The 12,221-nt window shown below is 41.7% G+C and carries 11 protein-coding genes; all 11 read right to left on the bottom strand.

Annotated features, from left to right (window positions below; translation table 11 throughout):
- Positions 1–47: 47 nt before the first annotated feature.
- The gene (locus AC6CHI_RS04705; protein WP_498119709.1) at positions 48–425 is read right to left on the bottom strand and encodes a hypothetical protein; all 378 of its coding nucleotides are present in this window, start codon (positions 423–425) and stop codon (positions 48–50) included.
- A complete protein-coding gene (locus AC6CHI_RS04710; RefSeq protein ID WP_498119710.1) occupies positions 426–929 on the bottom strand; it encodes a lysozyme in 504 nt (167 codons plus the stop codon).
- A complete protein-coding gene (locus AC6CHI_RS04715; RefSeq protein WP_498119712.1) occupies positions 916–1,176 on the bottom strand; it encodes a phage holin family protein in 261 nt (86 codons plus the stop codon). The genes AC6CHI_RS04710 and AC6CHI_RS04715 overlap by 14 nt, the downstream gene beginning before the upstream one ends.
- Positions 1,177–1,235: 59 nt before the next feature.
- The gene (locus tag AC6CHI_RS04720) at positions 1,236–4,763 is read right to left on the bottom strand and encodes a hypothetical protein (RefSeq protein WP_498119713.1); all 3,528 of its coding nucleotides are present in this window, start codon (positions 4,761–4,763) and stop codon (positions 1,236–1,238) included.
- Positions 4,747–4,926 carry a hypothetical protein gene (locus tag AC6CHI_RS04725; protein ID WP_498119715.1) on the bottom strand — a complete coding sequence of 60 codons (180 nt, stop codon included), beginning with the start codon at positions 4,924–4,926 and terminating at the stop codon, positions 4,747–4,749. Before AC6CHI_RS04725 ends, AC6CHI_RS04720 begins: the two co-directional genes overlap by 17 nt.
- A gap of 8 nt (positions 4,927–4,934) precedes the next feature.
- Positions 4,935–5,171 carry a hypothetical protein gene (locus AC6CHI_RS04730; protein ID WP_498119717.1) on the bottom strand — a complete coding sequence of 79 codons (237 nt, stop codon included), beginning with the start codon at positions 5,169–5,171 and terminating at the stop codon, positions 4,935–4,937.
- 7 nt (positions 5,172–5,178) lie between these two features.
- Positions 5,179–6,096 (bottom strand): phage BR0599 family protein, encoded by a 918-nt coding sequence (locus AC6CHI_RS04735; RefSeq protein WP_498119719.1) that lies wholly within the window; start codon positions 6,094–6,096, stop codon positions 5,179–5,181.
- Positions 6,093–7,301: a hypothetical protein gene (locus AC6CHI_RS04740; RefSeq protein ID WP_498119721.1), complete on the bottom strand. Its 1,209-nt coding sequence runs from the start codon at positions 7,299–7,301 to the stop codon at positions 6,093–6,095. Before AC6CHI_RS04740 ends, AC6CHI_RS04735 begins: the two co-directional genes overlap by 4 nt.
- A gap of 23 nt (positions 7,302–7,324) precedes the next feature.
- Entirely contained in the window at positions 7,325–10,870 is a 3,546-nt protein-coding gene (locus AC6CHI_RS04745; RefSeq protein ID WP_498119723.1) for a tape measure protein, read from the bottom strand.
- A gap of 63 nt (positions 10,871–10,933) precedes the next feature.
- Complete coding sequence (locus tag AC6CHI_RS04750) at positions 10,934–11,488, bottom strand: hypothetical protein (RefSeq protein ID WP_498119724.1); 555 nt, start codon at positions 11,486–11,488, stop codon at positions 10,934–10,936.
- A 28-nt stretch (positions 11,489–11,516) separates the two neighbouring features.
- Positions 11,517–12,194, bottom strand: a complete 678-nt coding sequence (locus AC6CHI_RS04755) for a hypothetical protein (RefSeq protein ID WP_498119726.1) — start codon at positions 12,192–12,194, stop codon at positions 11,517–11,519.
- Positions 12,195–12,221: the final 27 nt, after the last annotated feature.

Genomic DNA, 12,221 nt, shown 5'->3' on the forward strand with positions numbered 1-12,221 from the left:
CCTCTTTACCTTGCCCTGACTCTAACTTTTGCAAATCAGAGCAAGGCTCAAGGAGGTTCGCTGGAATTGTTGGTGATAAGTGAGTTGATTGCTGACACCCCATCATCATCAAAACAATGCTGCTGATAAGTAGGACGATCAATGATCTTTTGCACTTCACGTGTAACCGTTTCAACTTTGATGCGTTGCTTTGATTTTTCAGCTTCATAATCTGAGCTCACTTTATTGATTTGATCTTGCTTGACTGCCAAGGCTTTAAGATGCTTTTGCTCAATCTCTTGCACTTTGGCTATGCACTTGGAATCTGCTTCTTTTAGTTGCCCCGCTAAGCGATTGCTGTAGGCCAGTTGGCACACCCATAAAACAAAAAAGATCGCAATTGCGATCCAAGTTTTGAACTTCCATAAGACTGTGATTATTGGCATTTACTGTGCCCCCATACATTTTTGATAACGTTCTTGCTGACGAATCCAAACGCCATAACAATTGTTGGATCGAATACTGCAGTCACGCTTGGCCACATACTTCCACTTCAAAAGAGACTTGCACGCCTGGACATACTGCCCCGCTTTTAGGTGGCGGAGCATCGAAGATTGGTTCCAGTTGGCTTGGCCAAAATTGTAAGTAAAGTCGAGGTATACGTCGTATTCGACTTGAGACAGTTTCACTCCCAGCATTGATTTACGAAAAGCTACTTCATCTTCAACCACATGTGCTTTTGCCCATTCCTGTGCAGTTTTACGTGTAATGGGTGGATCAGTCATTTTGATTTTGCTGCCATCTGGTTTTGTGGTAGACCCAATGCCTTGAGTCACTACCCCGCCACTGTCTTTGTAAGGTTTTGCTGAGTAACCCTCTTTGATTTCTAAAGACGTAAAAAAAGCAGCCGAAGCTGCTAATCCCATCACCCAATATTTAATCTTTGACATTGCACTCCCCCTTGCGTTTTTTCTTTTCTAGCTCATGGATCTCTTGCTCACGCTGATCTTTACGCTTTTGAAATTGTCGGTTCGACAGAAAGTTCATAAAGCTGATAATTAAGCCTGCCAAACCAATCCCGACACCAATTAAAAACCCCCAGTCCCATGTTGCTGCCCATGAAATAATTGTGAGTCCAGTGCCAGCTGTCGTTGCAACTGGTCCTGATGCCTCGATCACTTGTGCTGCATCTGTCATGCAATTCCCCTATTTTTGGCAATAAAAAAGCACCCTTGCGGGTGCTGTTAAGCTTGTTATTAAACCACTGGCGGTTCAGTTTTATATGGATGTCCTGCTGGTAAATTGGCAGTTAGACCATACTTATGAGCAGCCCAGCCAAAAAGCTTAGACCGATCTGCAGTAATATCGGTAAAACCAGTTAGCATCGTTGCACACTTCACTGAGGTTACACCACCACCTGAATTTCCTCTTAAAAATCTAATTCCAGAACCATCATTGTTTGCAAATGCAGTTCTAGTTGCTGTAGCTGTAAAGTTGGTATCCAGGACATCATCTACATAAATTTTGATACCTGTCTGTAGGTCAACTTGCACAAGTACCATTTTCCAAGCGTTTGATGTCCGCACATTAGGTGAATATGCATTCCAGTAACCGCTAGCCTCACTTTGATGTGTATTAGCAACAAACCTCTGGAAACTAATGTTATATGCACCCACCTCAAAGCGTCTTTTGCCAATGTTAAAGAAGTATTGCTCTACTGATGTTTGCGTATTGATTAGCATAAATAGCCAAGCATAACGCTGCCCGTTAAATAAATTTGCAGGCGTTGAACTAGATATAAACCCAAGTGAACCAGATGAATAATATTTCGATCCAATCGTTGCATCAGTTAACAATGGTGCTGCACTTGTAGTTGTAAAATCATACGCATTCCCAGAAAGATCATGCGCTGTAGTAATATTCCCAGAACCATCCGCTATTTCAGTATTCGCATCCAGCCAAATCAACTTAGCTAAAAGTTCAGGAGTCCATAACTCTGTAGCTGATTTCACAAAGTTATATACAAAGCGCTGATAAGACTCATAACCATTACGCAATGAATACAGCTCTAATCGATTATTTAAAGCCATATCTGACTTTAAAATCGTTGCAGGGCTTGTGATATTGCTTGCGCTATCAATTAATGTATCAGTATCTGAATCAAATAGTTGATATGAGTAAGTAACACCATCCTCGATTGTTACTCCAGAGTCAAAAAATCCAAGAATTTCTCCCCCTGTTTGCTGTTTACGATTGCGATGAACCCATGAAATTTGCATATCCAATGTTACTTCTTCAATTGGATAATATTCATCATTAATTTTTACATTTGCTGGCGGATAAGGGCGAATTGCTCGGGCTTTCATTTCAATTGGAATTGAGCCTTTATTCTCAAGCATGCCTGATGGAGTTGTGGTTAATGCCGAGACTAAGACCTCCTCCCCAGCAATATATTCTGTTGGATCGTAATCAACATCACTTCCGCAGAAATATAATTTCGTACCAACACCCCATTCCTGCGGAACAGTATCCAAGGCGCCACGTTTAACTGAAACAATCCCTGTGTATGGATCCACCCCTTGAAATACCATCCACTCACTCGGCGTACCAATCCAATCACTGCCACATTTAATCAATGTTCCGACCGAAATATTAGCAATCATTTTCCAGTTTTTAACTGTAAAACTAGAGGAAACTCTTGAGATGATTTGATCTAAATCTGCCGTTTCTGAATATTGAATTGAGCCTGCTCGCTCCCATTCATCACCGTTATTCGTCATCATCACGGCATAAAGTGAATTCGATTGAGGTCTTTCTGCAACCGTACCAACCAACCCAATATCACTGTCATATATAAGCTGATCATCAACTTTACGCTGACCAAGTGCCATAACTGCTAAGTAATACGGCATTTCAAATGGCTCGTACTGACAGGCAAGCGGTGGCAATGGAGAAGTATCAATCTTGTCGTCAATCACAATGTTGTTGGTTAATTCGCTTGAATATGACACAACCTCAACAAATTCAATGCTAACCGTATTATCAATTCCATTGCCGAGATTGATGCTCATAATGCGTACCGGCAAATCTACAATGCCTTTTCTGGACCAATTGATCTTTACAACATCATAGCGATTCCACTTTCGTGCTTCGTTGTATCCTGTGCTAAAAGTGCCTTTCCAGCACGGTGTTGTGTACTGCTTAAGTTTCCACTGTGCGACGATAGCGGCATTTCTCTGATTCATAAAATATGGAAAATCTGCATCTTCAGCATTCACAAATCCGTTTACGTTTTTGATCGCTGCATTTTCTGAAACAGAGAATGATGCATATTTAATATTTTCACGATCGTAAAAACTGACATTCAGTTGATTAATCGCTTCATCAGCATTCTGCACTTCAAATGAAATTGACTTGATCTTGTTTTCAGCAAGTGTGTGGATTTCATTTTCTTCAAACCAATCATCCCGAAATAGCACCATTTCATACAACCCAGTCTGACGATTGACCCGAATTCCAGCCTCAATATGTGAGCAAAGTTCATTGATGGCATCGATACAAGATTTTTCAGTGATCGCCCATGAAATGCCTAAACCATCATCCCAAATGCGATCAGCAGCTTTCATGAAGTTTGTATCATTCACTTCTGATTCAGGCTTATTCATGGCTGTATCATCAGTGAGAATTTCACGGATTTTATGGATTGGGTTGATGTCACTGGCTGTAATTTTTACTTCTAATTTAGCTCCCGCCCAAATACATGCAAATGGCCTTGGAGTATTGGTTAAGTAATAATGTGCACCCGAGTAAAATTCAAATTTGTAAATCCCTTTTTCTAAATCAAAACTGAAATTAGTCAGTGTGTAATTGCTTCCTGTAGACGATAATGCTTGAACTAAGGTATATGTTTCATCATCATTTTTTTTATAAAAATTTACATACGCTAAATTCGATGACAATACGACCTTACCAGCAAAAACCCCTCCCATCCATTGAAAATCACCAGCGAAATTAAAGTGTCGCGCAGTTGTTGTGCCCAAATCGCCATCTGGAGGGAATTCATTAAATTGTGTCGGTGGAAGGATTGTTCCCCCCAGCAAAGATAATCCGTGTGCTGAAAGCAAACTCTGAACAGCGTAAATACTCGGCTCAGCTTCAATCTCTATCATTTCTGTGGTGCTATATTGATAGCTTTGCTCAATATCAAAAAAAGGAAAAGCGCCTGAACCGAAATCTCTTATTGTTTCACTGTTTACACCTTCCATTTGATAAATCATTTTTCCCCACATTGGTGGGCTAAATTGCACAATATCAGCTGAACTGGAATACATAGGTATTACCCCGATTTCAGCTTTTGCATCATACCACTGCTCACTCCCATCATTTTTGACATGGATTCGACTTGGCCAGAGCAACATTTCTTTTGGGTAGCCAGAGTTGCCGAGGTAAAAATTCTCAAATGCAAGATAGGATTGAAATGGATATGCCAATGGAGGTATCTCATTTTCAGCTAAATACTCTGCATAAAACGAGACTGGGTCAGGAGTGGCTGTGCCATATCGCGCAACAATTACTCCAGATACACCCCCCTCATTCTCTCCAAACAAATTCGGCTTGTTAATCGTACCTACTGTAAGTGCATTGCCCTGATCATCAACCAATGGATTAAGCCATCCGCGATTATCAAAATTAATGCCTAATAACTTCTCAATCGGATTGCCAATAAACAATAGAAAATTGGCAAAGTATTTGTAGCCTGTAACTTGTTTACTGCTCCCGCCCATTTTTTACATACTCCACAACTTGCTGTGCCATTGCATCATTGGCTTGTTCAACAATTTCAAGATCAATACCGTTTTTAAGAAAGTCCTGCCAATCCCAACCTTGAGATAAAAAAAATGCCCGCGAACCGCGAGCACACATCTTTGTTTTGCGTAAATCTGACATATAAATTTTCATTTCTTGCCGCCCTTAGAATAGATTGGCTTAGTGGTTTGTCCCCAAATATGCGTCATGTTTCCATACATATGCGGGCTACCTGCAATGTCTGAAAATGAAGTACCTTCATCAGCAATGGTGCCATCCAACTGATTGGGTTTTTGCTGATTCTTCTTCATTTGCTTACGCATTTGGATGTAATTCCACACCCCGACTGCAAGTGAAATTACAGCCGCAATTATCAGTAATGGCATATTTCTCTCACTTGATTAATCCAACCACCGTCGGGTTTTCATTTGGAATAAACGGATGTCCAGCAAAACGAAGATTGTTGGCAAACTTCGCATGACACATTTTCAAAGACCGATCACAACCTGGTGCAACACGGACCACATCCCCAACTTGCAAACCCACATGCTGCCGAAACAACGTAGCCGCTGTGCCAGATCCAGTAGTCAATAAAGTGTGCACACCCTCTTTCAGTAATAATCCAAGGTACAAGTAGCCCTCGGCATAAGTCTTAGTTTCCACCACCGGATCACCGTCCTGATAAGTCGGGTTACCTTGGCCATCTAGAACTGGGTTGCCCTCAGCATCAAGTAAGGGAACTTGCTCAAACACAAGATTTCCATTTTCATCAATCACCTGTGTGGGATTCACGGTGAATGCGATGTTCAGACTGTTAATCGCAGTGATGGTTACATCAAAGGACCATTGCTCAAAAGAAAGACCGCAGAAGCGGTCATAAATTGAATTCGGGCAAGGAGCCTGAAACTTCCGAGTTAAGATATTTCGATTGAGAAAGGATTCACCAGTTTCACAAACCAAGGTCATTGTGTCAGCATCTTCATCAAATTTCGGCTGTGTCACTCGCCCTTTGTGCAGGACCAGTGTTTCATTATTCAAAAGCTCTAAAATGGTGATGGTGACACCGCCATAAAAGATCTTATTGATGAAGATTGCTTTCAGGTCATCCCCATTTTGATTAAGCAAACTCATCTGCGGAAATGTGACTTCGGTATCACACTTATCAATGCTTTCATCTTCAATGGCAGTACGCTGTAATCCTCGTACTGGCAGATATTCAATACTGTTATGCGTTACTGCTTTGCGCGCACTGGTGAAGTTCCAAACCTTATCACCATGTTTGAGCTGATAGAGTTCTACTCGGGTTTTCATGAGGATAGCTCCACAATCGGTACGGTGACTTGGCTTTTGCCTGCACCTAAAAACTGAAATTCAATTTGATCTGCATCGAAACGATGTAGGCCCAAATAACAAATCTTTTGGATTGCGCTACGCTGCACATTCAATGCCGGTGAGACTGTCAAAGTCGTTGCTGTTTTGGGTGTAATCGCATGCACTGTCCAGACATCATTCACCTTGACCGCAATATGCTTTCGATCCGCTTCCAAAAAATACGCTGTATCAGTGTTCAGTACGTTATAGACCGTACCCGCATTGGTGATGTTGATATGCTTTTCATATAACGGCATCCAAAATGCTTTATAGCGACCCATACGACGAAATAGGAATCGTCGGTAGGCATGAAGCTCAGACCAGTCCTTCAGCACAGATTTAAACGGCTTCATGTAACGCGGCTTGGCATGATGGGTGAATTGCTGAAATCCACCGACACTGCCATCCACAATGCTTTGATGCTGGGTCAGCGTCATTTCCAAAGAATCACCATTCAAGCGTAATGGATTGAAATACAAGTCATCGCCCAAGTACTGCGTTGGCAAATCACCATCATGCTCTGGTAGATCTTCAGCAATCACTCGAAAGACCACTGAAGCATTGGACCAAAAGCCACCCGCATTAATCGAGGCATCACCATCAATAATGCAGATTCGTAAAGGCATCATCACCGCATTAGTGGCTGTGATATTTTCAGATAGTCGAAAGCCATCCTGGTATTCAGTAATTAATGGTTGAATGATTTCATTGGTTTCTGGATCTCGGATTTCCTCCTGAGTGATGATGTAACGCCCGATCTCGGTGATTTCGACCACCTGAACACCTTCACTACTCTCCATAAAAGCAAAACCGACTTTTAAGTCGGCTTGAGTGCTGATTGTATCTAGGATAATGAAGTCATCATCCGCAATATCAGGAATGCTTCGTTTCACCTGTCGCAGTGGTATGCCCCAGTACTTACGCAAATTTGCATACAACATATGGAACATGTCACCCATGGCTTTCTGCATTTGCACGTACTTAAAGCTCAGGATCTGCCGTGGTGCATCGCGTAATGCATTTCGCTCTTCACTACCATCAAATGATTCGTGCACTTCGGTTAAGAACTCGAACCGTTCTGTAGATTCAAGCAGAGGGCAATTTGTTAATACATGCACCTCGCCATATGACGTTTGTATTTTCATTTTGTCCTCAATTAAGCCTTAGGTTATACACCCAAGGCTGCTCGGTTGCGTTTAAAGTACTTCACAAATGCTTTAGATCCATCAGGACTAAACAGATAGTCGCTCAAGCTTTGTCGCTCGTCCACAATTACGAAGTTTGGATTGAGGTTGACGTTTGCCTGTGCGCTACCACTGACTTTAGCATTCGCCTGAGCCTGCCGTTCAGCCTGCATTTCAGCACCACTGTTAATCGCATTAGGTTGAGCTTTTGCAAGACGATTGGTATCTCGTTGATCAGCTAAATACTTTGTTAAATCGGTATTCTGCTGAGGGTTAAGAACACGCTCACCACCATCTAAAAGCCATGTGCCTTCACGAGGGATATTGTCGATACCGTTGTGAGCCATACCAACTGGACTTAAAGCAGACACCGCAGCCTGAAGCAATCCCGTCTCCATGGTAGCAGTCGCAACGGCAGGCAAGTTATAAGGGAATGGTGCCGAAGCCCAAGCCGCTGAAATGGCTGTGTAGCTATTCATTGCGGTTGAGAATAGTGCAAAACCTTTCTGAATTCCTCCAAGCACTGCATAAGCCGATGATGACTCATCAACCATATCCATCATAATATCTGCAAATTGAGCACCATAAGCGGCTTGTAAACCAATTGATTTTGATTGGTAATCACCCTCAATCGCTTTCATTCGCTCGTGATGTTCAAACCAAATTTGCTCTCGCATTCGAGCAATTTCACCAAGGTCAGCATTCGGATCTTTCTCCATTTGATCGACCGATGACATCTTGGAGTCAAATAGCTCTTGTGATGCTTCAGTACGGCTAAATCGAGTCTGTTGCAACTGCCATTGACCAGAAGTGCCAGTCATATCAGCTTGGATGCCACCCCAGTTCTGCACAGCTTTATTAAAACGGTTCTGAACTTGCTGTTGTTGAGCAGCTAGGCTTAAAGCAATTTCTTGCTGCTTCTGCTCCTTGCTCAACTTGGAGTTATTAAGAATTTGCTCTCGCTCTAAACGGTAACGCTCCTCCATTGCCGCAGTTTCAGAAAGCAAAGCTTCGCGCATTTGGAAAAGCCGCTGCTCTTTGGCGAGTTGGATTAGTTTGAGTTCTTGATTGGCCTGATCTGATAAGGACTGCAATGCTTGATTTTTCATATCATCATTCATGTCTGAATTAAGCTTAATCATTAGTTCATTGATATGAACCTTTCTATCAAGCTTTTGCTCTTCAGTATCATTCCAATCATTGTATTCCTGCTGCAACTGGGTAATGTAGAGTTCTTTTTCTAGTTCAGATCGATTCTTGGCATTTTGAATATACCCCTCTGTATCTTTTGAACTGAAGTTTGCCTTCCGAATGCTATCAATTTCAAGCTGAAGATCTTTCTCAATTTTTTTCACTCGATCAGCATATTTATAATAAATGCTCTCTCGTAATTGGAACTGCTCTTCACGCTTTCTCTCATCCTCTCTGTTATTTTTTTCAGCTAGCTTTTTGGCATCGGACTGAGCTTTAGACCTCTGACTTATACTGCTTGCATAACGCTGTTCAGCCTTTGATCTTGCCTCGATCAAAGCCACACTTCGCAAAGCCTGATCAATTTCTTCTTGTGTAAGAATTGCACTCTCACCCTTTGCTTTTTGCAACTCTAATATTGCTTTAGCTTGTGCAGGTGTTCTACCTTGGTTCATCAAGCCAATCGTATAAATATCATCAAAAGCTTGAGACTGAATGCTTTTTAAATAGTCCTGATGAGCTTTAGCAGCATTACTCGCAGCATTCGCATTGTCATCTAGCGCCTGTGTATTTTGGTCAATCTGGGGTACAGCATTAGACGCTGCATTACCAGACAATAACACTTTTACTCCATACACAGCCTGAGCATCAGCCGTCTTTTGAGTTTTAATGCGCTGTTCTTCGTATTTCTGATTCAAGTCAGTGATTTGGTTGATTTGATCAGGGGTTACAAAATAAAGCTTATTGATCTGCTTAATAGCATCATCTTGACTAATAATCCCCTGACGTACCTTGTTAGAGATAGCTCGGATTTTTTCCAAAGATTCATAGCTAACCTGATTTTTAGCCGCATAGTTTTGGAGTGAAATTACGGCACTGTTGAATTGCTGGTTCAGTTCATCAAGTGCTTTGTTTTGAGATTGAAATGCTGATGCTAAATCAGACTTGGCGCTCTGACGTTGAGCACCCTCCAAAGCCAATAGTTCATCCTTAGTTTTACTTGCTACTTGAGCTTGCTCTTCAAGTTTTTGATTTGCCTCAGCAGCTCGACCACTGAAGTACATATAGCCTGCTGCCAATGCCGTAACACCAAGCGTTATCGCTCCAATAGGACCTCCAACCAATGCCAACATTCTAGCTCCAATTGCTCGACTGGCATTCAAAGCATTTTCAGCAGCAGTTTGCGCTGCAATTGCAACAGTATTGTTTTTCACTGCAATATTATGAGCAATCTCCGCCTGAGTTAAACGCAGGGTCGCAGCTGCACGCGCTTGTCGTGTGGTGGCAGAGTTAAACTCTACACGCGCCATATTCATTTCGGTGAGTGCTTGTGCTGCTGCTAATCGTGTACGCTGAACCTCCACAGCAGCCAATTGGGTTTGCATCTGCAAGTCAGCAGTCATAGCTAGACGCTTCTCAATGGTTGCGTTGATTGATGCTTGAACAGCAACAGTCTGAGTCACAATGGCCTTGGTAAGTAAGGCTACGCCACCCAACATCCCAATATTTGCAATCGACTCTAGGTTTTGGCTTAACAGCAAAATTGAAGATGAAAGTAATTGTGATGTGCCAGATGCCTTTCCTGCTTCCCCTATATATTCGGTCACGCTATTACTCAATACAGCCATTGATTGCTTAATAGTTGCATCTGTTTTAGCAAATTCAGCGTCCGCTGTCGATGACATCGATAAAAGTGCTTTAGTGACTTTTTCCGCTGTTAATTCCCCTGCTTCTGCCATTGCTTTTAATTGCCCAATTGGAACACCCATTCCTTGTGCTAAAAGACGCATGAGGCCATAACCATTTTCCATTACTGCATTAAATTCATCTCCACGTAATTGGCCATTTCCAAGCGCTTGCCCCAGTTGAGTAATCGCTGATGCAGCCCCCTCAGCACTAGATCCAGAGAGCGCGATACCTTTTGAAACTGTTTCAGTTAATCTTGAAATGTCTGATTGTGCTATGCCAATTTCTTTGGCGTTCATAGCTAATTTTTGATAAACAGTTGTAACTGACTCCCACGAAGATCTTGATCGCTGAGCAATCGCGAAAGTATCTTTCATGGCATTATTAAGTTCGGTTTGCTGTGTTGTTACAAGCTTTAGTTGGTTTTGAATACCTGTATAAGCATCCATTTTGCTGATAGCAGAACCCACAGTAACAAGCCCAGCCATATAGCCTGCAAGATTACGTGTTGCCACAGACATGCTATCCATAGACTTCGTAGCAAACTCACCTTTCTTTTCAATACTTTCCAATTCTCTAGCGAGTGCCTGAGCATTCTGCTTGGCATAAACTGAGTCAATCTCAATGACTAAGCGGCTTCTTTGTTCAGGCATTTCACTTTCCTTTGGGCAATAAAAAACCCCGCATTCGCGAGGTTTGGGTGTTTAAAAAGTGGGCTAGAGTTTCTTGTATTCCTCTAGCATTTCATTAAATTTTTCAGCAAATCCAGTTAAATCTGTTTCACCATCTCTATTGTATTCATATGGCCATTCTTTATATCTAGTATAGGCAACCTTACCGTTTTTCATTTGCTCTATGACTTTTTGGGGTGTTTGGCTTGTGCCTTCATAGCCATAAATTGGCTTATTTTCATCAATCTTGATTGTGCTCTGTGATTTTGGAAAGTGGTCTCTTCCAACATATACGCTATAACTACCATCAACAATACTAACCATTAGGTTGCTATGAGCTTTAGAAAGTGAACATACCTTTTTCCCATTAAATCTATCTTTATTGCAACTTGCATTCCAATCAAGTGGCGACCACTCGGGCACATAGGTTTTTTTATCCAAGCTTAAGTTATATTTTCCATCTACTTTATTTTGTGGGCTTGAATAGATTTCATCTGCGTAGAGAAATGAACTCCATATGGAAAATATTACTATTAGAACTATCTTCATAATTGCCCCAAATGTATATAATTCAGAACAAGATACTAACTCTCCGGTCAAAAAGAAACCTCCCGAAGGAGGCTCACTTTTAGAAGTTATATCTCAAACCAGCTTTATACGTCACACCATCAACATCCAGATCTGAAGAATCACCTGATACACACATTCCGCCCGAACATACTTCTGCATCGTTATTGAAAAACCATTTGTAGCCGAAATTTGCGAACACATTTGAGTTTGGCGACATCTTGTAACCAACCTCAAAATTAATCGGTAAGGTTATATATTCGAGGTTAAGATTAACATTTGCATCTAAGTCTGGAACATATCCGCTTTCATCTAACCATGCATAACCTAGTCCAATGCCTGCAGATGTGTATGCATTTCCACTTTCCATTAATTGATATTGCATTCCTACAGCGACCTCATTGAAGTCCATGTCTGATGCATCTTGGTACTGATACTCAGCATACATGCTGAGTCTTGAGTTAAGATCGGCAGTACCATTCAAGAAAAACCCGTTAAATTCCTCATCACCACCAAGGTTATTTGACCCAATCTTTGAGCCAGCATAACCAAATGCAACTGAATAACCAGATGCACCATTATAATTATTCTGCTCCATCCGAACTGCCTGGGCCTTAACTGGTTCGCCCATTTGCTGAGGCATTTCATTATTGATAGCTAGAGGTTGTTCTTGCCATTGGTTTGCATTGGTAGTTCCTGCAACCAAACCCATTAATCCAATTAAAACTAATTTTTTCATAAAGCACCCATTGTTATTATCGCTACA

Source organism: Acinetobacter sp. GQ146, assembly GCF_059758585.1.

Bases quoted from the DNA above. Each gene is read 5' to 3' on its own strand.
- AC6CHI_RS04720 (WP_498119713.1), bottom strand. From the start codon at position 4,763: ATGGGCGGGAGCAGTAAACAAGTTACAGGCTACAAATACTTTGCCAAT.
- AC6CHI_RS04730 (WP_498119717.1), bottom strand. From the start codon at position 5,171: ATGCCATTACTGATAATTGCGGCTGTAATTTCACTTGCAGTCGGGGTG.
- AC6CHI_RS04755 (WP_498119726.1), bottom strand. From the start codon at position 12,194: ATGAAAAAATTAGTTTTAATTGGATTAATGGGTTTGGTTGCAGGAACT.
- AC6CHI_RS04710 (WP_498119710.1), bottom strand. From the start codon at position 929: ATGTCAAAGATTAAATATTGGGTGATGGGATTAGCAGCTTCGGCTGCT.
- AC6CHI_RS04725 (WP_498119715.1), bottom strand. From the start codon at position 4,926: ATGTCAGATTTACGCAAAACAAAGATGTGTGCTCGCGGTTCGCGGGCA.
- AC6CHI_RS04715 (WP_498119712.1), bottom strand. From the start codon at position 1,176: ATGACAGATGCAGCACAAGTGATCGAGGCATCAGGACCAGTTGCAACG.
- AC6CHI_RS04705 (WP_498119709.1), bottom strand. From the start codon at position 425: ATGCCAATAATCACAGTCTTATGGAAGTTCAAAACTTGGATCGCAATT.
- AC6CHI_RS04735 (WP_498119719.1), bottom strand. From the start codon at position 6,096: ATGAAAACCCGAGTAGAACTCTATCAGCTCAAACATGGTGATAAGGTT.
- AC6CHI_RS04745 (WP_498119723.1), bottom strand. From the start codon at position 10,870: ATGCCTGAACAAAGAAGCCGCTTAGTCATTGAGATTGACTCAGTTTAT.
- AC6CHI_RS04740 (WP_498119721.1), bottom strand. From the start codon at position 7,301: ATGAAAATACAAACGTCATATGGCGAGGTGCATGTATTAACAAATTGC.